Genomic DNA, 21,297 nt, shown 5'->3' with positions numbered 1-21,297 from the left:
CCTAGCGGCCCACCCGCTCCAGCTTCGCGATCGACAGATCCAGCACCTTCACCCCCGCCGAACCAAAGTTGATCTGGGCCCGCGCCGCACCGGCGCCGCCCTCGATGTTAACGATCACGCCTTCGCCGAACTTGGCGTGAACGACGCTCTCGCCCACCCGCCAGCCAGTGCCATTGCCCGCCTTTTGCGTGATCTGCTGCGCGATCTTGTTGTCGCTGCCGCCTTCGCGGAACTTGGCGTCGTCCCATGCCGTGGTCGACTTTCGCCCGCCAAACCAGTTGCCCTGCACGCGTGGCGAGAGCCACTTGATCGATTCATCGGGCAGTTCGTCGAAGAAGCGCGATTTCATGTTGAAGCGCGTTTGACCATGCAGCATGCGCTGCTGCGTAAAGCTCATGTACAGACGGCGGCGCGCGCGCGTGATTGCCACGTACATCAGGCGCCGTTCTTCGTCGACACCGTCGGCCTCGCGCGCGCTGCTCTCGTGCGGGAACAGGCCTTCTTCGAGGCCCGTGATGAACACGGCGTCGAATTCGAGGCCCTTGGCCGAGTGCACCGTCATCAGTTGCAGCGCCTCTTGCCCGGCCTGCGCCTGGGCGTCGCCCGCTTCGAGCGACGCGTGCGACAGGAAGGCCGACAGCGGCGACATCACGGTAGGCAGCGGCGCACCGCCATCGAGGATCTCGATGCCATCCTGGTAGACGACCGATTCACCGGCCTGCGCCTGCGCCGGTGGGCCGAGGTGGGCCGGCGCCTGGGTGCCGAAGCCCTCTTCTTGCACGAACTGGGTCGCGGCGCTGACCATCTGCTCCAGGTTTTCGATGCGGTCGGCGCCTTCTTTTTCATTGCCGTAGTGCGTCAGCAGCGTACTGCGCTCGAGCACCACGCGCACCAGTTCGGGCAGCGGCAATTGCTGGGTCTCGAAGCGCGCGCCTTCGATCAGCTTGACGAAGTTGCCCAGCACGGTGCCGGCCTTGCCCGTCATGTACGGCACGGCCGCGTACAGCGAAATGCCGTAGCTGTCGGCTGCCATCTGCAACTGCTCGATCGAACGCGCGCCGATGCCGCGCGTGGGGAAGTTCACCACGCGCATGAAGGCCGAATCGTTGTGCGGATTGTCCATCAGCTGCAGGTAGGCGATCGCGTGCTTGACCTCGGCGCGCTGGAAGTAGCGCAGGCCGCCGTACACGGTGTATGGAATGCCGGCCGCAAACAGAGCATGCTCGATCACGCGGCTCTGCGCGTTGCTGCGGTACAGGATCGCGATTTCATTGCGGCCCATGCCCTCGTTCATGAGGCTCTTGGATTCTTCGATGATCCACTGCGCTTCTTCGAGATCCGACGACGCCTCATACACGCGCACCTGCTCGCCCTGCCCGGCATCCGTGCGCAGGTTCTTGCCCAGGCGCTTGACGTTGTTGGCGATCAGGAAGTTGGCGCTGTCGAGGATGTGGCCATGCGAGCGGTAATTCTGCTCGAGCTTGATCAGGTTCTTGACCTGGTAGTCGCGTTCGAACGCCGACATGTTGCCGACGTTGGCGCCGCGGAAGGCATAGATGCTCTGGTCATCGTCGCCGACGGCAAAGATGGCGCCGCCGCCCGATTCGCCCTGCCCCGCCAGCAGCTTGAGCAGATTGTATTGGAGGTCGTTGGTATCCTGGAACTCGTCGACCAGGATGTGACGGAAGCGCATCTGGTAGTGGTGGCGCAGCGGCGTATTGCGCGACAGCAGCTCGTAGGAGCGCAGCAGCAGTTCGGCGAAATCGACGACGCCTTCGCGCTGGCACTGCTGGTCGTACAGTTCATACAGTTCGACCATGCGGCGCTCGATCGGGTCGTAGGCCTCGACCTGCGACGCGCGCAAGCCCTGGTCTTTGGCGTTGTTGATGAAGTACATCAGCGCCTTGGCCGGGTACTTTTCATCGTCGACGTTGTGCGCCTTGAGCATGCGCTTGATCAGCGAAAGCTGGTCTTGCGAATCGAGAATCTGAAACGTCTGCGGCAGCGCGGCGTCGCGGTAGTGCGTGCGCAGCAGCCGGTTGCACAGGCCGTGGAAGGTGCCGATCCACATGCCCCGCGTGTTAATCGGCAGCATCGACGACAGGCGCGTGAGCATTTCTTTCGCGGCCTTGTTCGTGAACGTCACCGCCATGATGCCGGCGGGCGAGACCTGATTGGTCTGGATCAGCCAGGCAATCCGCGTGGTCAGAACGCGCGTCTTGCCCGAGCCGGCGCCGGCCAGGATCAGGGCGCTTTGCGCCGGCAAGGTGACGGCGGCAAATTGTTCAGGGTTCAGGGTGTCGAGTTTCAGCATCCGGCCATTATACCGCCGCGATATACTGTATGCCCATCCAGTTTCGTGGCGTACGCGTGACGAAGGCGGACCAATACGCTGTTGAACGGTGTGCCATTGGTATCAATCCGGACTGCACTGCAGAAGCGCCCACCGAATATCGTTGCCACCCTTCCCGCCGTTATCTTCGGACATTTCACCGAAGAAAGAGGATTAACTTCGCGCAATTTTCACGATTCAAGCTTCTCAAGCGCGCGCCGCGCGGTGAGTGTTTCGCTTATGTTAACACCAGCTTTGCGACAAGCTCGTGAAAATCTTAACAAGGAGAATGATCATGCTAGGACGCGTAGTGACCATGGCCGCACTGGCCGTTGGCGGTGTCATGCTGTCAAAAAAACTCAAGGGAAACAATGGCTTTGGCGCCAGCTCGGGAATCGTCGAAACCATCGAGATCAACGTGCCAGTGAGCACCGCCTATAACCAGTTCACGCAATTCGAAGACTTCCCGCAATTCATGAAGAGCGTGAAGGAAATCCGCCAGCTCGACGACACGCACCTGCACTGGCGCGCAAATGTCGCCGGCGAAGAAAAAGAGTGGGATGCCGAGATCACCGAACAGATTCCGGATGACCGCATCGCATGGCGCAGCGTCACCGGTGTGAAAAATGGCGGTGTCGTCACCTTCCACAAGATCTCGGATACCGTCACGCGCATCGCGCTGCAGATGGATTACGAGCCCGAAGGCGCGCTGGAAACGCTGGGCGATGCCCTGGGCGCCGTGCGCATGGAAGCGCGCGCCAACCTGGCCAACCTGAAGGAACTGCTCGAGCAGCGTGGCAGTGAAACCGGCGCCTGGCGCGGCAAGGTCGACCAGCATTGATCGACCAGCATTGCTCGACCCATGCCGACACAGGCACGCCGGCTACGGCCGGCGGCTGTTGACCGGCTTGATCGACGCCGGCAGTGCCACGCGCTCGACCGGTGTCGTCTGCGCCGCAATGAAGCCTTCGAGCGCCAGCGACAGATCGGCCACGACCTGCGCGCCGTAGGCCGATTCGATCAGTTTGTACTGGCGCTCGATGAGCGGCGCGATGTCGTCGATCAGGCGGTCACCCTTCGGCGCGAGGCGCACCCAGATGCGACGCTGGTCAGCTGCCACGCGCTGGCGCTCGATCAGCCCCAGCTCTTCCATCCGCGACAGCACGCCCGTCATGCTCGGGCTCAGGATCTGGCACAGTTCGCACATCTCCCGTGGCTCGAGTTGCTCATGCTCGTCCAGCACACGCAGGATGCGCCATTGCTGCTCGGTCACGCCGAAATGGTTGAGGATGGGACGGAAGTGCAGCAACAACGATTCTCGCGCCTTCAGAAAAAGCTGGGGAAGATTGCGGTGGGTGATCCGGCGGGCCAAGGAATGCTCCGTAATAGGTAATTCTGTCTCTGGTTCTGCATCGGCCGCTGCGCAGGGAGCGCGGCAGTCGTGCCTGGCTGACTAATATACTTGCCAGCCCGGTGGATTTCGCTTCACGCAGGCGATTCCATGCGAATTTTTTGTGAACAGATATTACCGTAACCCCTCCGAAGCACAAAAAGGCGGCTCGATGGCCGCCTTCTTCACATCAAAGGACGCGCATCAACCCGCAACCGGTGCCGGCCGCGCCAGACCCTTCGCCCGTGCATCGCGGATCAATGCGCGCACCGTCTTGTCGGCGACTTTGCTTTCGCGCTCCATCTCCTTGCCCAGCATGCCCATTTGCTCGCCCAGCACATGCATCGGTTTGCCGGCCTCTTCCATCTGGCGGCCAATCGCCTCCATCGCCGCGTGCGACTTGCGTATCTGTGGCGAGTCGTAGGCCTGGCCGATCTGCCGGCCCGCGGCATTCATGCGCGCACCGGTTGCGGCCATCTCGCGGCTCAGGCGCTCGCGCTCGGCCTGGTCACGCGCTGTTTCCATCTGGCTGCTCAGGCGCTCCATGTGCTCGCCCAGCGCCTGCATGCCACCATCGATTTCACGCATATCGCGCTCACTGGGCAGGTTGTCCTTGCTGACGGCAACCCGGTCCATCCGGCGCCCCAGTGCATCCATTTTCTTGCTGTGCACATCCATCTCCTTGCTGTGCACGTCCATGCGGGCACTCAGCCGATCCAGCGGCGCCCAGGCCGTACGCACCTTGGCCATCACCGCGGCATCCTGGATCACGTAGTCGCGTCCATCTTCACGAAACCAGATGAACTCGCCGGGAATGGCGCGCTGGGCTGCTTTCACCGCCGGCCAGTCGTCGCTGCTGCCGCTGATATTGAAGCTGCCTTCCTTGCCGCGCACCAGCGCGTACGGCTCGCCCTGCGTCACGCGCACCGCGCGTTTGGCCTCCTGCGCGCCAGCCTGCAGGGGCACGGTCAATGCCAGCGACGCAGCGCACAGCGCCAGGCCAATGAAGGGAAGCGCCAGTCGGCGTGTGAGCGGTGCAGGATGCGGCATGATGTTCTCCTTGGGCCAGGGACAATGACAACGGGCCGGACGCAGCCGGCGATGATATCACTCTAGCCGCCGCTCCCGGCACGAACCAGCGCGCTGCGACAGACCGTCGAAATCGCTGCGCAGACCGTCAATCGGGGCCCACAACGACAACGCGGCCCGAAGGCCGCGTGCAATTCATGCACAGAGCGCAGGCTGTGAAGCCTGCCTCAATTTAATACACGACCACCGAGCGGATCGACTCGCCCGACTTCATCAGGTCGAAGCCTTCGTTGATGCGGTCGAGCGGCAGGTGATGGGTGATCAGATCATCGATATTGATCTTGTTTTCCATATACCAATCGACGATCTTCGGCACGTCGGTGCGCCCACGGGCGCCGCCGAAGGCCGAGCCCTTCCATTCGCGGCCGGTCACCAGCTGGAACGGACGTGTGGCAATTTCCTGGCCGGCAGCGGCCACGCCGATGATGATCGACTTGCCCCAGCCCTTGTGGCAGCACTCGAGCGCCTGGCGCATCGTGTTCACGTTGCCAATGCACTCGAAGCTGTAGTCGGCACCGCCATCGGTCAATTGAACAATGGCGTCGACCACGTTCTCGACCTGGGTCGGATTGATGAAATGGGTCATACCGAACTTGCGCGCCATCGCTTCGCGTTCCGGGTTCAGGTCGACACCGATGATCTTGTCGGCGCCGACCATGCGGGCTGCCTGGATCACGTTCAGGCCGATGCCGCCCAGACCGAACACGACCACATTCGCGCCCGCCTCGACCTTGGCGGTGAAGATCACGGCGCCGATGCCGGTGGTCACGCCGCAACCGATGTAGCAGATCTTGTCGAATGGCGCGTCATTGCGCACCTTCGCCAGGGCGATCTCGGGCACCACGATGTAGTTCGAGAAGGTCGACGTGCCCATGTAGTGATAGATCGGCTGGCCGTCGATCGAGAAGCGCGACGTTGCGTCCGGCATCAAACCACGGCCCTGCGTCGTACGGATCGCCTGGCACAGATTGGTCTTTTGCGACAGGCAGAATTTGCACTGGCGGCATTCCGGCGTGTACAGCGGAATCACATGATCGTCCTTGCGCAGGCTGGTCACGCCCGGGCCGACATCGACCACCACGCCGGCGCCTTCATGGCCCAGGATTGACGGGAAGATGCCTTCCGGGTCGGCGCCCGACAGCGTGTAGTAGTCGGTATGGCAAATGCCGGTGGCCTTGATTTCGACCAGCACTTCACCGGCCTTCGGGCCTTCGAGTTCCACTTCTTCGATCGTCAGCGGCTGACCCGCCTTCCATGCGATTGCTGCCTTGGTTTTCATGTCGTTTTCCCGTTGCTTGAATGGACCCGCGCGCGCAGGCGCGTCGCAAAACATCATGATAACAAGCTTGCGGCAACATGGCCGCGCGCTGCGGATGCGCCTGCCGATCCAGGCGTCATGACGCCGTCACATGCTGTCATTACAGTCCGCATTTGTCGGGGACGCGCATTACCTGCCCCCGGGCCATCCAACGGCGCCTCGAGGAACACGTGATGAATACGGCTGACTACAAGATCGCGCACCGGCACGCGCTGCCCGACGAATCCGACGCAGACCTGCACGCCACGGTCCGGCCGGGCGCGATGGGCGCACGACGGCGCCAGGATTTCCTGTTTCATCGAACCACCGGCCTGTTCGCCGCATCGGTTCTGGTAATACTGGCCGGCATCATCGTTTCGCTGACGATCGGCGCGTGGCCGGCCCTGCGCGAGTTCGGTCCTGGATTCGTCACGCGGGTCGAATGGGACCCGGTCAACGAGCAGTTCGGCGCGATGATCGCCATCGGCGGCACGCTGGCGACCTCGTTCATTGCGCTGGCCGTGGCGGTTCCGATCAGCTTTGGCGTCGCGCTGTTTCTGACTGAAATCTGTCCCGCATGGCTGCGCCGCCCGCTGGGTACTGCAGTCGAGTTGCTGGCCGGTGTGCCATCGATCATCTACGGCATGTGGGGCTTTTTCGTTTTCGCGCCCCTGTTCGCGGATTACGTCCAGCCCTTGCTGGCCAGCACGCTCGGCCAGGTTCCGGTGATCGGCAAGCTGTTCGCAGGCTCACAAACCGGCCTGGGTATCCTGACCGCCGGCCTGATCCTGTCGATCATGATCATTCCGTTCATTGCATCCGTCATGCGCGACGTCTTCACGATCGTGCCGGCAGTGCTGAAGGAATCGGCCTATGGTCTTGGTTGCACGAAGTGGGAAGTGGCATGCAGGGTCGTGCTGCCCTACACCCGCAACGGCGTGGTCGGCGGCGTGATGCTCGGCCTGGGGCGGGCGCTGGGCGAAACGATGGCTGTCACCTTTGTGATCGGCAATGCGCATCGGCTGTCCTGGTCACTGTTTGCTGCCGGCAGTTCGATCTCTTCGACGCTGGCGAACGAATTCGGCGAAGCTGAAAAGGCGCTGCATGTCGCGTCGCTGTATGCGCTGGGACTGATCCTGTTTGCCATCACCTTCATCGTGCTATGCGCTGCAAAGCTCATGCTGGTGCGGATGCAGCGACGCGAAGGCACGGCCTAGCCGGCGTGCGCCAGGTCGTTGCTCACGGACGGTGCGATGACGGCGCGTCCACCAGCAGGCCTGGCTGCAGCGCGCGAATGCGCCACTCGGTAAAGTAGCCGCCAGCCTCGTTGTAGCGAAGATAAACCCGGCCACACGTCGTGCAGCGCGCCACCGTGCAGCGGTTATACGGATAAAAGCGCGGTGCAATGGGCGCGTCCGCACTTTCGTAGCGCGTGCCCGCCGGATGGTATTCGGTGAACGTCGGCTCGTCGTACGGATCATCGAGCAAGGTGCCGATATCTTCAAAGTGGTCGAGTTCCAGCGTCAGCGGCTGCGCCATCCAGGCGGTCAGGGGCACCTCGGTACAGCTGCATGGCGTCGTGACTGCCGCCGACGCCTGCGCCAGGCGCATCAACATGGCGAACTCTATTTTCTGCATGGCCATCCAATCATGATCGGGTCCGTGCCAGCCGCCGTATCGGCACTGGCGTCTCATCGAAGACTATACCGTGCCCCGTCCATGCTGACGAGGCCGCCTGTGCCCGCGGCCAATCTAGGCTATGCTTGCCGGTTAGTTTATTCAGGCAGACCGCACGATGCATATTTACTCGACTCATTCCGTGGGCGTCATGACGCGCCCGCGCACCACCCCTCCCGTCACTGCAGGCCGCTTCCCGGCACGAACGGAGCGCAGCTGATGTTTCATCTGATGTTCAGCCTTCCCTGCCTGCTGGTCCTGGTTCGCTGGCTCTGGCCGCTGCCGTTGTCCACCAAATCCAAAGTGGCCAGCGCCGTCGTGCTGGTGCTGGTCTCGCAATACCACCTGTGGTCGCGCCTGTCGTCGGGCAGCGTGTTTTCGCCTGAATTCCCGAAAGGGCTGGTGATCCTGTTCAACTGGGGCTTCGGCGCGATCCTGCTGCTGGCCGTGTTCCAGTTGCTGGTCGATGCCGGCGCCCTGATCGTGATGGCGATCCGGCGCCGGCGCGTGGCGATTGCGCCACGCCTGCGCTACGGCATCGCCGTTGCCGCCGCGCTGCTGGCAGCGCTGGGCGTGAACCAGGCGATCAAGTCGCCGTCGCTCGAAGACGTGCTGATCGAGGTAAAGAACCTGCCGCACGAATTCGACGGCTACCAGGTCGTGCACCTGACCGACCTGCACATCAGCCGCCTGTTCGACGCGCCCTGGACACGCAAGGTCGTCGCCGACACCAATGCGCTGGACGCCGACCTGATCGTCATTACCGGCGACCTCATCGACGGCAATATTGCACACCGCGAACGCGACGTGGCGCCGCTGCGCGACCTGCGCGCACCCGACGGCGTCTGGGTCATCCCCGGCAACCACGAGTACTTCTTCGGCCACAAGGCGTGGATGGCGTATTTCGCGGGGCTCAACATGACGCCGCTGGACAACAGCCATACCGTTCTCAAGCGCGGCGCTGGTCAACTGGTGCTGGCCGGTGTCAATGACGTGACCGCCCCGCAGACGGGCGCCGCGGCGCCAGATGTCGACGCAGCCTTGCGCGGCGCGCCGGCCGGCGCACCGGTGATTCTGCTCGACCACCAGCCGCGCAATGCGCGTCATGCCGCCAGCCGTGGTGTGGCGCTGCAATTGTCCGGCCACACCCATGGCGGCATGATCGTCGGGCTGGATCGGGTGGTCGCGCGCGCCAACAACGGCTTCGTGTCGGGCCGCTACGACGTCGATGGGATGACGCTGTACCTGAACAATGGCACCGCATTATGGCCGGGCTTCGCGCTGCGCCTGGGCGTGCCGTCCGAGCTGACCCGGATCACGCTGCGGCGCCAGGCCGTACCCTCATGAAACAACAAGCCGTCCCGGCTGCGGGCAGCGGGGACGGCTTGTCGATGCAGCGATGGAAGGTCGACTGACCCTCCCTGCAGACCCTTAACGCGTGGTGCGCGTACCGACCACTTCGATCACGACGCGGCGGTTGCGGGCGCGGCCTTCGGCCGTGGCATTGTCCGCGATCGGCTGCGTTTCGCCTTTGCCTTCGGTGTACAGGCGCGCCTGATCGAGGCCCTTCGAGACCAGGTAGGCCTTGACGGCATCGGCGCGGCGCAGCGACAGCTTCTGGTTGTACGCGTCCGAGCCGACCGAGTCGGTGTGACCGACGGCGATCATGACTTCGGTGTCCATGCCTTGCAGCTTGCGCATCAGGTCGTCCAGCGCAGCCTTGCCTTCCGGCTTGACGAGCGCGCGGTCGAAATCGAACAGCGCCTCGGCCGCGAACGACACTTTCTCCGACACCGGCTGTGGCGCCGCTTCGACGATTGGTGCGGCCGGTTGCACTTCCTGCGGCGCAGCCACCGGCGCCGGCGCAGGGATCGTGCGCGCAGCAGGACGGCCGAATGCGCGGATCAGACTGATCGAAGCCAGGTCCATCTCGCCACGGTTGCCCAGCGGATCACGCAGACGATAGCGCTCCACTTCGCCGCGCACTGCCCAGGCATCGTTGATCTGATATTGCAGGCCCAGGCCGACCTTGGCCTGGAACTTCTCTTCCTTTTCGGGGTTCGGCGCGGTGACGGCATTGAGCCGGTTGCCCGAGAACGTCGCCGTCGAGCGGCCGTACTGGCCGCCGATGCGGGCCAGCGCCGACAGGCGCTCGGTCAGCGGCAGATGGCCGATCAGGTCGAGATTGACGCCGCGAAATTTCGTCTCGCCGCGCAGGACACCGCTGCCGTTTCCGGACGTGTTTGCCTGGAAGCCGAACTTGCCGAGGTCGAAGTAACCGCCCTCGATAGCAAAGTAACGGTTGAATTTCTTGCCGATGAAGACCTTGTAGCCGAGGTCGCGCTGGTCGGTCGTGAATGCATCGAGGCTGGCGCCGTTGGCAGTCAGGCTGCGGGCGATGCGCTCGTCGTCGATCGTGGCGCGGCCCTGGCCCAGGCCGGCGCCTGCGTACCAGGCGCTGTCAGCCCAGTTCGGGTCGATGACATCGCGCCCGGCGGCGGTCTGGTCCTGGCCCGCGGCCGAGGCGCTGCTGATGCCGGCGCCGGCCATGGCGATGCATGCGAGAAGTGTGAGTGTGGTTTTCATGATGGTCTAAGCCGCTTATTTGGTGATCTGGTTATTGCTCAGGGTGACGGCAGCGGTCGACAGCACGCGGCCGTTGAGCAGGGTCGTGTTGTCGCCCACGGTGATCGCAGCAGCGCGGCCCAGGATCGATCCCTTGAAGATGCTGTTTGCACCGAGCGTGGTGGCGCCGACGGGAACCCAGGTCACGTTGTCCGCGGTGGCCCCATTGATCAATTCCACTTCGGAATTGGCGACGGTATTGAGCGTCTGGGTGCTCGTGAAGATATACACGCCAGGACCGTCGAGCGTCAGCTTGCCCGTGATGTTCATCGTGCCGGTGGCGCAGTACACGCCGGGCGTGAGAGGCAGGCCGCCCAGATCGATATTGCCCGGGAACGTCACGGTGCAGGGACGCAGATTGGCGTCCGTGATGGCCAGCTCGAGGTCGGCAAATGCGGTATCGAGGAAGGCGCCCGTGTAGTACGTTTGGAACGCGCCGGCAATGACTGGCGTCGTCGTTTGTGACGGCGACCCGACGTTACCGGTAATGACGGTGGTGCCACCGGCGTTGTTGGTCAGCGAGGTCTGGGCCAGCACACCGAACGACGCCGCGCTACCCAGGTCGACAGGGTCGAGGACCACGACCGGAGGCACTGGGACTGGGACTGGCACTGGGACTGGGACTGGGACTGGGACTGGGACTGGCGCTGGGACCGGCACAGGTACAGGGACTGGCGCTGGGACCGGATCTGGTTCGGGGACCGGGACTGGCGCAGGCACTGGCACTGGCCGTGGTGCAAGGACGGTCAGATTCGCGCTGCCCGATTTGCCGCCAGAGGTCGCGGTCACGACAATCGTACCGGGTGTGACGCCAGTGGCCCAGCCGGTTGGCAGGACAGTGGCGGTGGCGGTCGAGGACGAGGTCCAGGTGGCAGTGGTGGTAATGACCGCAGTCGTGTTGTTCGAGTAGGTTGCTGTTGCGACGTAGCGGCGCAGGCCATTGACCGCGACAATGGCGCTCGCTGGCGTGACGGCAATGCTCGTCACGACCGCAGCACTGGTCGTCGCGTTGGCGATGGCCGATTTACCGCCGAAGCCGGCAGTGATGACCGATGTGCCACCCGCGATGCCGGTGATCATGCCGGTCGTGCCGACACTGACTGCACCCGGCGTGGCCGAGGCGTAGGTGCTGGCGGTCGTGACATCGACCACCGTGCCATCCGAATAGGTGGCGTTCACGGCCAACTGTCCGGTGGCACCGATGTCGAAGGTGGTGGCGCCAGGCGTGAGCGCCAGCGACACGAGCGTTGGCGGCAACACCGTCAGCGTCGCGCTGCCGGTGAGCCCGCCGGAGGCGGCGGCGATGACCGAGGTGCCGGCCGTCTTGCCGAGCGCCAGGCCGGTGCTGGCCGAGATCGACGCCACCCCGGTGGAGGCCGACGTGAAGGTCGACACGGCGCTGATGTCGCGCGTCGTCTTGTCGTCGAAGGTGCCCAGCGCCACGAACTGCTGCGCATTGCCGATATTGATCGACGGATTTACTGGTGCGACCGCGATCGACACCAGCCTGGCCGGCAGGACGGTCAGGGTCGCTGCGCCGCTCTTGCCTTCGAAGGCCGCGGTGATGACCGAGGTGCCGGCAGCGACGCCGATAGCAAGGCCGCGGGCGCCATCGACGGTGCCGGCAGCCGGCGTGGCCGAGGTCCAGGCCGACAGGCGGGTGATGTCACGTGCAGTACCGTCGGAGTAGGCGGCCGTTGCCGTGAATTGCTGGCTTGCGCCAATGGCGACCGATGCGGTCGTTGGCGCGACGGCCACGCTGACCAGGCTCGCTGCCGGCAGCCCCAGCACCGGGTCACGGCCCTGGTCACCGCTGCCGCAACCTGCGGCCAGCACGGCGCTTGCAAGGCCGAGGCCGCAAACGAGGCGTTTGATGGTGCGTCTCACGGTTTGTATCATGTCGTTCCCTGTTCAAGACAATTTCCGGAGCTGCTTTGCATGAGACTCATGCCAAGGACGGAAATCGGGTCGGCGCCTGCCGAGCAAGCGCGAACCGGAACGGACTATTGCTTTTCGGCACTTGCACTACTGTGCGGTAGCGCGCTTATGCACACTAATAGTTTATTAAGGAAATATTTCTACTTTGAATCAAAAACGTGGTAACAAGCGGTGTTCAGCGCGCCCCGCACCAGCCTGATGTTCACGCTGGTGCGATGACCAGACGCATGCGCTGCTCGACCTGATCCGATCCCGGCCGCATCGGCTCTTGCCACCCCGTCGCGACAAAGCCGGCGCGCGTATAGAGGCGCACTGCCCCATCGTTGGCGCAATTGACACCAAGCTGCATGGCAGTTGCGCCGCGCGCCTGCGCCCAGCGCACCGCTTCGGCCAGCAAGCCAGCGGCCACGCCCTGCCCGCGTGCTTCAGGCGCCACCCACATCTGGAACAGGTTCACGAGAGCCGGGTCGTCCGCGTCGACCTTCGCCCAGGCCAGCCCGACGAGATTGCCAGCGACGTCGGCTACCAATGGATGGTCGATGCCGGACGTGGCCGCACGCGCCAGGCGCGCCGCCCATTCTTCGGGCGGCCGCACGGATTCGTCGGCCAGTGTGCTGCCGAAGGCGTCGGGGGCGTCTTCCAGCGCGCGCAGGCGAAGCGCGCGGTAGGCCGGCCATGCATCGGGCGTGAAGTTGCGGATCGTATAGCCTGCGAGTTGGTACGCCATGCACGTGCCCCTGTTGGTGATCGGACAACGATTCTAGCAAGCAATTCTAGCGCTGTGGCTTAATCCTGCTCCCACTCTTCCAGCTTGCGCTTGCGTGCGCGGCCGACCTCGATCCGGTTGCGGGTTGTGAAGGCAATCAGCCGCGCCACGACCACCGCCAGGTACATCAAACCGACGAGCATCTCGACGCTGGCCAGCGCCCGCGCCGGTGCGGTCAGCGGAATCACGTCGCCAATGCCCGTGCTCGACAGCAGCGCAAAGCTCAGGTAATTGAGTTCGGTCCAGGTGCGCGGCGCGCTCGCGTTGACGGCGGCGGCAAAGGTGCCGGGCTGGACTTCCTGCAGCAGGATGTACATGTGGGTAAAGGCCCAGGCCAGCAGCGTGAACGTGGCGCCGGCCGCGAACAGCTCGTCGGTCGTGGCCCGTTCGTCTTCCATCATGTAGGCGATCAGGCTGCCGGCCGCGTAGAAGTAGAACAGCGCCTCCAGCCCGGATGACCAGGCCAGCAGGTGGTTATAGCCGAGCAGGATCTGCGCCAGCAGCAGGAAAATGATGGGCACCGCCAGCGCCCAGCTCACGCGCACCTCGCCGGGCGTGCGCCGCACCATGCGGATGGCAAACGCCAGCACCACGATGCCGAAGCAGTTGAAGGCCACCTGGCCAGCCCGGGTGCCTTCGATGAACGGATAGGACAGCATGCCGAGCAGCTGCACCAGCAGCAGGATGGCGGACGGATGGCGGCGGGTGTGGATGAACAGGCGCGGAGCGATCATGGCGGCAGGACAAAGTCGTAAGTACTGCCATTGTAGGTTCAGCCGGCCGAAAACAGGCTCCCGAATGCGTGCGCGGCCGTGCGCGGATCGGCTGCGCCGTACACGCTCGTGATCGCCGCGACCATGTCGGCGCCCCGCGCGACCAGGGGCGCTGCGTTGGCCGGCGTCATGCCGCCGATGACGACGAGGGGCAGCGTGAACTCGGCGCGCGCCTGGTCGAGGAGTATCGGCGGCGTCACGAACGTGTACTTTTTGACCGGGGACGGATAGAAGCCGCCGAAGGCAAGATAGCTGGCGCCGGCGTCGCGCGCGGCGCGCGCCAGCGCCAGGTCACCGTAGCACGAGGCGCCGACGATCTTGTCCCGGCCCAGCAGCGCGCGGGCATCCGCGATCCCACCGTCCGTGTGGCCCAGGTGCACGCCATCGGCGTCGAGCGCCTGGCACAGGTCGAGGTGGTCGTTGATGACGAGCGGACAGCCGTGACGGCGGCACAGCGCCAGCAGCGCCGTCGCCTGCTCGAGCCGCAGGCGCGCGTCTGCCTCCTTGTGGCGGTACTGCAGCAGCGCGGCGCCAGCGCTCAGGGCGGCGTCGGTGGCGGCCAGCAGCCGGTCGGTGTCATTCCAGTTGGGTGTGACGAGATACAGGCCCTTCATATTGGCTCCTTCAATGTGGTTGAGGCAGGCGGCGCGGAATGCGCTGCCCCGGCGCGATCGCGAACGATTGCGCCAGCGTGGTGTGCGTGTAGGCCTGGGCGCGCTCGAGGGCGATGGCCATCGACTCGCCCAGCGCCAGGCGCGCCGCCAGCGCTGCGGCCAGCGTGCAGCCACTGCCGTGATAACTGGCCGGCAAGCGCGGCCAGTGCCACTCGCGCAGCACTTGACCGTCCTGCAGCCAGCGGTTGATCACCGTGTCGCCCGGCGCGTGGCCGCCCGTGACGAGCATCTGCATGGTGGGTGGCATGCCCAGCACATCGCGTTCGGGCAGATTGGGCAGCACGATCGTCGCCAGCGTCAGCAAATCGGACAAGGCGGCGCTGGCGCTGCCCGACCCCAGTGCATCGCCATGGCCACTGGCCAGCACCGGGTCGAGCACCACCGGCAGGTCGGGTTGCCGTGCGCGCAGCTCGCGGATGATGGCCGCGATTGCCGTTGCATTGGCCGCGTTGCCGGGGATGCCCAGCTTGACGGCGCGGATGTCGAAGGCGGCGACCAGCGGCGCGGCCTGGCGCGCGACCAGGCCGGCGTCGACCGGGTGCGCCTCGAACACGCGGTTATTGTCCTGGCAGGTCAGCGCCGTGGCCACCGGCAGCGCGTGCGCACCTTGCGCGGCAATGGCCAGGATGTCGGCCGCCAGCCCCGCGCCGCCGCCGGGATCGAGCCCGGCGAAGACCAGCACGCACGGTGTCATGGGGTGACTTTGCCCTCGACCGGCGACGATGGCGAGGCCGCGAAACGCTTCGGCATGCGCCCCGCCAGATACGCATCGCGCCCGGCCAGCACCGCGTGCTTCATCGCGCGCGCCATGCGCACCGGGTCGCGCGCGCCAGCAATCGCGGTGTTCATCAGCACGCCGTCGCAGCCGAGTTCCATCGCGATCGCCGCATCCGACGCCGTGCCCACACCGGCGTCGACCAGCACCGGCACCGTGGCCTGCTCGATGATCAGTTGCAGGTTCCACGGGTTGAGGATGCCCATCCCCGAGCCGATCAGCGACGCCAGCGGCATCACGGCCACGCAGCCGATCTCCTGCAGGATGCGGGCCTGGATCGGATCGTCGCTGCAGTAGACCATCACGTCGAAGCCGTCGCGCACCAGCGTTTCGGCGGCCTTGAGTGTCTCGGGCATGTGCGGGAACAGCGTGGTGGCGTCGCCCAGCACTTCGAGCTTGACGAGGTTGCGCCCGCCCAGCAGCTCGCGCGCCATCTGCAGCGTGTAGACCGCGTCTTTCGCATTGAAGCAGCCGGCCGTGTTGGGCAGGATGGTAAAGTCGGACGGCGGCAGCACGTCGAGCAGGCTGGGCGCGTTCGGGTCCTGGCCGATGTTCACGCGGCGGATCGCCACCGTGACGATCTCGGCGCCGGCCGCCAGCGTGGCTTCGCGCGTTTGCGCCAGGTCGCGGTATTTGCCGCTGCCGACCAGCAGGCGCGAGTGGTAGGCGCGCCCGGCGATGGTGAGTACATCCGGTTGCCCGTCTGGTTTCATGTTTTCGTTCATGACATTCATCCTGCTCTCCTTTAGCCGCCACCGATGGCGCGCACGATATCGACCCGGTCCTGCGCCTGCAGGCGGCGCGTGGGCCACTGCTGGCGTGGCACCACCTCGCGGTTGACGGCCAGCGCCATCCCCTGCCCGCTCAGGTCCAGCTGCTCAAGCAGGCCGGCGAGCGTCTGACCCGGCGGCACGCCGCACGGCGCGCCATTGACTTCGATGGATGTCATTCAGACCTCCCGGTACAGCCGGGCGCCATCGCGCACGAACTCGATCGCTTTTTCCTGCATCCCCTGCTGCAGGGCCGTCTCGCCCTGCACGCCATTGGCAGCGGCGTAGGCGCGCACTTCCTGCGTGATCTTCATCGAGCAGAAATGCGGGCCGCACATCGAGCAAAAATGGGCCACCTTGGCCGAATCCTTGGGCAGTGTCTCGTCGTGGAATTCGCGCGCCTTGTCGGGATCCAGGCCCAGGTTGAACTGGTCGTCCCAGCGGAATTCGAAGCGTGCCTTCGACAGTGCGTTGTCGCGCAGCTGCGCGCCCGGATGGCCCTTGGCCAGGTCGGCCGCGTGGGCGGCGATCTTGTACGTGATGATGCCGTCCTTGACGTCCTCTTTGTCGGGCAGGCCCAGGTGCTCCTTGGGCGTCACGTAGCACAGCATCGCCGTGCCGTACCAGCCAATCGTGGCCGCGCCGATGCCGGACGTGATGTGATCGTACCCGGGCGCGATATCGGTCGTGAGCGGCCCGAGCGTGTAGAACGGCGCTTCATGGCACTGCTCGAGCTGCAGGTCCATGTTCTCCTTGATCAGGTGCAGCGGCACGTGGCCGGGGCCTTCGATGATCGTCTGCACATCGTGCTTCCACGCGATCTGCGTGAGTTCACCCAGCGTTTTCAGTTCGGCCAGTTGTGCCTCGTCGTTGGCATCGTAGATCGAACCGGGACGCAGGCCGTCGCCCAGGCTGAACGTCACGTCGTACGCTTTCATGATGGCGCAGATGTCTTCGAAGTGGGTGTACAGGAACGATTCGCGGTGGTGCGCCAGGCACCACTTGGCCATGATCGAGCCGCCGCGCGAGACGATGCCCGTCAGGCGATTGGCCGTCATCGGCACATAGCGCAGCAGCACGCCGGCGTGGATCGTAAAGTAATCGACACCCTGCTCGGCCTGTTCGATCAGCGTGTCGCGGAAGATCTCCCAGGTCAGGTCCTCGGCCTTGCCATTGACCTTTTCCAGCGCCTGGTAGATCGGCACCGTGCCGATCGGGACCGGGCTGTTACGCAGGATCCATTCGCGCGTTTCGTGGATGTGCTTGCCAGTCGACAGATCCATGACCGTGTCGGCGCCCCAGCGGATCGCCCAGGTCATCTTTTCGACTTCTTCACCAATCGACGAGGTCACGGCCGAATTGCCGATATTGGCATTGACCTTGACCAGGAAATTGCGGCCGATGATCATCGGCTCGATTTCGGGGTGGTTGATATTGAGCGGGATGACGGCGCGCCCGCGTGCGACTTCCGAGCGCACGAATTCCGGCGTGATCTCAGCGGGGATGCTGGCGCCGAACGACTGGCCCGGATGCTGGCGCCCCATCAGGTCGGCAACCCGCTTGCCCATCGGGCCGGACGCATGCAGGGAGGCGATGTATTCCTTGCGCTGCATGTTTTCGCGCAGCGCGATGAATTCCATCTCGGGCGTGATGATGCCCTGGCGCGCGTAGTGCATCTGCGTGACGTTCGCGCCGTTCCTGGCGCGGCGGGGCGCGCGCTGCAGATTAAAGCGCAGCGCGCTCAAGGCCGGATCGTTTAGCCGCTGCTGGCCAAACTGCGACGATGGTCCGGCCAGTTGCTCGGTGTCGCCGCGCCCGTCGATCCAGGGTTGGCGCATCGGCGCCAGGCCACTGCGGATATCGATTGCGGTGGCCGGTTCGGTGTACGGCCCCGACGTGTCGTAGACGAACAGCGGCGGATTGGGTTCGCCGCCAAAGCTGTCGGACGTGGCCGACTGGCTGATGGCGCGCATCGGCACGCGGATATCGGGCCGGCTGCCTTCGATGTAGACCTTGCGGGAATTGGGTAGCGATGCGATGGCTGCCTGGTCCACCGTGGCGGTGGCGGCATCGAACAGTTGCGAAGACTTCGGCGGTGCGTTCATGTGGCTCCCTTGCGTGCATGAGAGCCAGCAAAGGAGTTGCCGGGTGCGGCAAGGTCGGGCGCAAGACTGCGCACGGCCGCACGAATCGGCTGCTTCCCTTCGCTGGCATTATCCAGATCAGGTTCGGAGGGTATTTCTCACCCGCGTGTCGTTGGAACGACAGGCAGGACCCCTAGCGTGTGCCGGACGAGCAATCCCCGTCCAGCGCGGCAAATTATACGCGCTTGTAATTTATAATGGTCTTTTTCGCACATCACACGCCACCACATCATGGAATTAGCCAAGTCTTTCGAGCCAGCCGATATTGAACAGTTCTGGCGCGCAGAGTGGGAACAGCGCGGCTACTTTGCCGCGACCATGGACGAGGGCAAGCCCTCCTTCAGCACCCAGCTGCCGCCGCCGAACGTCACCGGTACCCTGCACATGGGCCACGCGTTCAACCAGACGATCATGGATGGCCTGACGCGCTACTACCGCATGCGCGGCTACAACACCGCATGGGTCCCGGGCACCGACCACGCCGGCATCGCCACCCAGATCGTCGTCGAACGCCAGCTGGACGCGCAAAAGATTTCGCGCCATGACCTGGGCCGCGACGCATTCCTCGAAAAAGTCTGGGAGTGGAAGGAAAAATCGGGCAGCACCATCACCGGCCAGATGCGCCGCCTGGGCACGTCGCCCGACTGGCAGCGCGAATACTTCACGATGGACGAGCCGCGCTCGAAATCGGTCGTCGAAGTCTTCGTGCGCCTGTACGAGCAGGGCCTGATCTACCGCGGCAAGCGCCTGGTGAACTGGGACCCGGTGCTGGGCACGGCCGTGTCCGACCTCGAAGTCGACTCGCAGGAAGAAGACGGCTTCATGTGGTACATCCAGTACCCGCTCACCGACGGCAGCGGCCACCTGACGGTCGCCACCACGCGCCCTGAAACGATGCTGGGCGACGTCGCCGTCGCAGTCGACCCGACCGATGAGCGCTACCTGCATTTGCACGGCAAGACGCTCACGCTGCCATTGACCGGCCGTGAAATCCCGATCATCGCCGACAGCTACGTCGATAAAGAATTCGGCACCGGCTGCGTGAAGATCACGCCGGCCCACGACTTCAACGATTACGCAGTCGGCCAGCGCGCCGGCCTCGCGCCGATCAGCATCTTCACGCTCGACGCGAAGATCAACGAAAACGGCCCGGCCCAGTACCAAGGCCTGGACCGCTTCGCCGCGCGCAAGCAGATCGTCGCCGATCTCGAAGCGCTGGGCCTGATGGAACAGATCAAGCCGCACAAGCTGATGGTCCCGCGGGGCGATCGTACCAACGTCGTGATCGAGCCGATGCTCACCGACCAGTGGTTTGTCGCGATGACCAAGCCGGCGCCGGAAGGCACGTTCAATCCGGGCAAGTCGATCACCGACGTGGCACTCGAAAAAGTCGCCAGTGGCGAGATCAAGTTCGTTCCCGAAAACTGGAGCACGACCTACAACCAGTGGCTGGGCAACATCCAGGACTGGTGCATCTCGCGCCAGCTGTGGTGGGGCCACCGCATCCCGGCCTGGTTCGCCGAAGACGGCCAGATCGTCGTCGCGCGCGATGAAGCCGAGGCGCAGGCCAAGGCCGCAGCTGCCGGCATCACGGGCGCACTGCGTCGCGATGACGACGTGCTCGACACGTGGTTCTCGTCGGCGCTGGTGCCCTTCTCGACCATGGGCTGGCCCCAAGAAACGCCCGACATGAAGATGTTCCTGCCGTCGTCGGTGCTGGTCACGGGCTTCGACATCATCTTCTTCTGGGTGGCGCGCATGGTCATGATGACCGCGCACTTCACCGGCAAGGTGCCGTTCGAGACCGTGTACGTGCACGGCCTGGTGCGCGACTCGCAAGGCCAGAAGATGTCAAAGTCGAAGGGCAACACGCTCGACCCGATCGACCTGATCGACGGCATCGACGTCGAGACGCTGGTGGCCAAGCGCACCACGGGCCTGATGGACCCGCGCGCCGCCGAGAAAATCGGCAAGGCCACGCGCCGCGAATTCCCGGATGGCATCCCGGCATTCGGCACCGATGCCGTGCGCTTCACGATGGCAAGCTACGCGTCGCTGGGCCGTAACATCAACTTCGACCTGGGCCGCGCCGAAGGCTACCGCAACTTCTGCAACAAGCTGTGGAACGCGACGCGCTTTGTGATGATGAACACGGAAGGCAAGGATTGCGGCGCCCCATTGCCTGAAGACTTATCTCAGGCCGATCGCTGGATCATCTCGCTGATGAACCGCGTCGAGCAGGATGTCGCCAAGGGCTTTGCCGATTACCGCTTCGACAATATCGCCAACAGCATCTACAAGTTCGTCTGGGACGAGTACTGCGACTGGTACCTGGAAGTATCGAAAGTCCAGGTCCAGCAAGGCACCGAAGCGCAGCAACGCGCGACGCGCCACACGCTGCTGCGCGTGCTGGAAGTGATTCTGCGCCTGGCGCATCCGATCATCCCGTTCGTGACCGAAGCACTGTGGCAAAGCATTGCCCCGCTGGCCGGCAAAACCGGCCCGACGATCATGCTGCAACCGTATCCACAAGCCGATGCAACGCAGATCGATGAAGGTGCCGAGGCCTGGATGGAGCAGTTGAAGGCGCTGGTCGACGCCACCCGCAACCTGCGCGGCGAAATGTCGCTGGCGCCGTCGCTGCGCGTGCCGCTGATCGTCGAACCGTCGAGCGACGCCGGGCGCGCTGACATGGCGGTGTTCGCACCGTACATCCAGCTGCTGGGCAAACTGGCTGAAGTGCAGATCGTCGATGCACTGCCGGAGTCGCCAGCAGCCGTGTCGATCGTCGGCACCACCAAGCTGATGCTCAAGGTCGAGATCGACGTCGCCGCCGAACGCGAGCGCCTGTCGAAGGAGATCGCGCGCGTGGCCGGCGAAATCGCCAAGGCCAACGGCAAGCTGTCGAACGAGAGCTTTGTCGCGCGCGCCCCGGCCGCGGTGGTGGCGCAGGAGCAGGAACGCGTGGCGAACTTCTCGGCCACGCTCAGCAAGATGCAGGAGCAGCTGGAGAAACTGGCAGCGGCGTAATCCGCCAGTCCCCAAAG

Annotated in this window: 18 protein-coding genes and 1 riboswitch; of the genes, 4 read left to right on the top strand and 14 right to left on the bottom strand. The window is 64.5% G+C overall.

The genetic code is table 11. The annotated features are described in order from the left end of the window. Position 1 precedes the first annotated feature (1 nt). Positions 2-2,314: a UvrD-helicase domain-containing protein gene (locus tag AC1MGT_RS15405; protein ID WP_499500875.1), complete on the bottom strand. Its 2,313-nt coding sequence runs from the start codon at positions 2,312-2,314 to the stop codon at positions 2-4. 313 nt (positions 2,315-2,627) lie between these two features. On the opposite strand from AC1MGT_RS15405, the gene AC1MGT_RS15400 reads away from it, so the two are divergent. Beyond that, complete coding sequence (locus AC1MGT_RS15400; protein WP_499500874.1) at positions 2,628-3,173, top strand: SRPBCC family protein; 546 nt, start codon at positions 2,628-2,630, stop codon at positions 3,171-3,173. Positions 3,174-3,215: 42 nt separating this feature from the next. Here AC1MGT_RS15400 and hpaR read toward each other — a convergent pair whose 3' ends face one another. The 3 genes from hpaR to AC1MGT_RS15385 all read right to left on the bottom strand — a co-directional run bounded on the left by hpaR (position 3,216) and on the right by AC1MGT_RS15385 (position 6,090). Further along, the gene (hpaR, locus tag AC1MGT_RS15395; protein ID WP_499500873.1) at positions 3,216-3,704 is read right to left on the bottom strand and encodes a homoprotocatechuate degradation operon regulator HpaR; all 489 of its coding nucleotides are present in this window, start codon (positions 3,702-3,704) and stop codon (positions 3,216-3,218) included. A gap of 222 nt (positions 3,705-3,926) precedes the next feature. Next, positions 3,927-4,772 carry a hypothetical protein gene (locus AC1MGT_RS15390; protein ID WP_499500872.1) on the bottom strand — a complete coding sequence of 282 codons (846 nt, stop codon included), beginning with the start codon at positions 4,770-4,772 and terminating at the stop codon, positions 3,927-3,929. A gap of 211 nt (positions 4,773-4,983) precedes the next feature. Beyond that, entirely contained in the window at positions 4,984-6,090 is a 1,107-nt protein-coding gene (locus AC1MGT_RS15385) for an S-(hydroxymethyl)glutathione dehydrogenase/class III alcohol dehydrogenase (protein WP_499500871.1), read from the bottom strand. Positions 6,091-6,392: 302 nt separating this feature from the next. Here AC1MGT_RS15385 and pstC point away from each other — a divergent pair, with 302 nt between their 5' ends. Then, positions 6,393-7,325 carry a phosphate ABC transporter permease subunit PstC gene (gene pstC / locus AC1MGT_RS15380; protein ID WP_499504296.1) on the top strand — a complete coding sequence of 311 codons (933 nt, stop codon included), beginning with the start codon at positions 6,393-6,395 and terminating at the stop codon, positions 7,323-7,325. Positions 7,326-7,347: 22 nt separating this feature from the next. Here the strand turns inward: pstC and AC1MGT_RS15375 are convergent, their stop codons facing one another. Further along, positions 7,348-7,746, bottom strand: coding sequence for a hypothetical protein (locus AC1MGT_RS15375; RefSeq protein WP_499500870.1), 399 nt, complete (start codon positions 7,744-7,746; stop codon positions 7,348-7,350). Positions 7,747-8,004: 258 nt separating this feature from the next. Here AC1MGT_RS15375 and AC1MGT_RS15370 point away from each other — a divergent pair, with 258 nt between their 5' ends. Beyond that, the gene (locus tag AC1MGT_RS15370) at positions 8,005-9,132 is read left to right on the top strand and encodes a metallophosphoesterase (protein ID WP_499500868.1); all 1,128 of its coding nucleotides are present in this window, start codon (positions 8,005-8,007) and stop codon (positions 9,130-9,132) included. A gap of 84 nt (positions 9,133-9,216) precedes the next feature. On the opposite strand, the gene AC1MGT_RS15365 is transcribed toward AC1MGT_RS15370, so the two are convergent. The 9 genes from AC1MGT_RS15365 to thiC form a co-directional block, all read right to left on the bottom strand. Next, positions 9,217-10,371 (bottom strand): OmpA family protein, encoded by a 1,155-nt coding sequence (locus tag AC1MGT_RS15365; protein ID WP_499500867.1) that lies wholly within the window; start codon positions 10,369-10,371, stop codon positions 9,217-9,219. A gap of 15 nt (positions 10,372-10,386) precedes the next feature. Continuing rightward, positions 10,387-12,297 carry an ice-binding family protein gene (locus AC1MGT_RS15360; RefSeq protein ID WP_499500866.1) on the bottom strand — a complete coding sequence of 637 codons (1,911 nt, stop codon included), beginning with the start codon at positions 12,295-12,297 and terminating at the stop codon, positions 10,387-10,389. A gap of 253 nt (positions 12,298-12,550) precedes the next feature. Further along, entirely contained in the window at positions 12,551-13,075 is a 525-nt protein-coding gene (locus AC1MGT_RS15355) for a GNAT family N-acetyltransferase (RefSeq protein ID WP_499500865.1), read from the bottom strand. A gap of 59 nt (positions 13,076-13,134) precedes the next feature. Beyond that, complete coding sequence (locus tag AC1MGT_RS15350; protein WP_499500864.1) at positions 13,135-13,848, bottom strand: ion channel; 714 nt, start codon at positions 13,846-13,848, stop codon at positions 13,135-13,137. A 38-nt stretch (positions 13,849-13,886) separates the two neighbouring features. Continuing rightward, on the bottom strand, positions 13,887-14,501 hold the full coding sequence (gene thiE / locus AC1MGT_RS15345; protein WP_499500863.1) for a thiamine phosphate synthase: 615 nt from the start codon (positions 14,499-14,501) through the stop codon (positions 13,887-13,889). Between the two features lie 10 nt (positions 14,502-14,511). Further along, positions 14,512-15,255, bottom strand: a complete 744-nt coding sequence (locus AC1MGT_RS15340; protein WP_499500861.1) for a bifunctional hydroxymethylpyrimidine kinase/phosphomethylpyrimidine kinase — start codon at positions 15,253-15,255, stop codon at positions 14,512-14,514. Continuing rightward, the gene (locus AC1MGT_RS15335; protein WP_499504295.1) at positions 15,252-16,061 is read right to left on the bottom strand and encodes a thiazole synthase; all 810 of its coding nucleotides are present in this window, start codon (positions 16,059-16,061) and stop codon (positions 15,252-15,254) included. Before AC1MGT_RS15335 ends, AC1MGT_RS15340 begins: the two co-directional genes overlap by 4 nt. A gap of 20 nt (positions 16,062-16,081) precedes the next feature. Next, positions 16,082-16,285 carry a sulfur carrier protein ThiS gene (thiS, locus tag AC1MGT_RS15330; protein ID WP_183556875.1) on the bottom strand — a complete coding sequence of 68 codons (204 nt, stop codon included), beginning with the start codon at positions 16,283-16,285 and terminating at the stop codon, positions 16,082-16,084. Further along, positions 16,286-18,211, bottom strand: coding sequence for a phosphomethylpyrimidine synthase ThiC (gene thiC / locus AC1MGT_RS15325; RefSeq protein WP_499500859.1), 1,926 nt, complete (start codon positions 18,209-18,211; stop codon positions 16,286-16,288). 77 nt (positions 18,212-18,288) lie between these two features. Next, positions 18,289-18,395, bottom strand: a riboswitch (TPP riboswitch). A gap of 86 nt (positions 18,396-18,481) precedes the next feature. On the opposite strand from thiC, the gene AC1MGT_RS15320 reads away from it, so the two are divergent. After that, positions 18,482-21,280 (top strand): valine--tRNA ligase, encoded by a 2,799-nt coding sequence (locus AC1MGT_RS15320; protein ID WP_499500857.1) that lies wholly within the window; start codon positions 18,482-18,484, stop codon positions 21,278-21,280. Positions 21,281-21,297 lie beyond the last annotated feature (17 nt).

Source organism: Telluria sp. BA11 (assembly GCF_056680305.1).
This window is presented reverse-complemented; position numbering and strand designations above follow the sequence as displayed.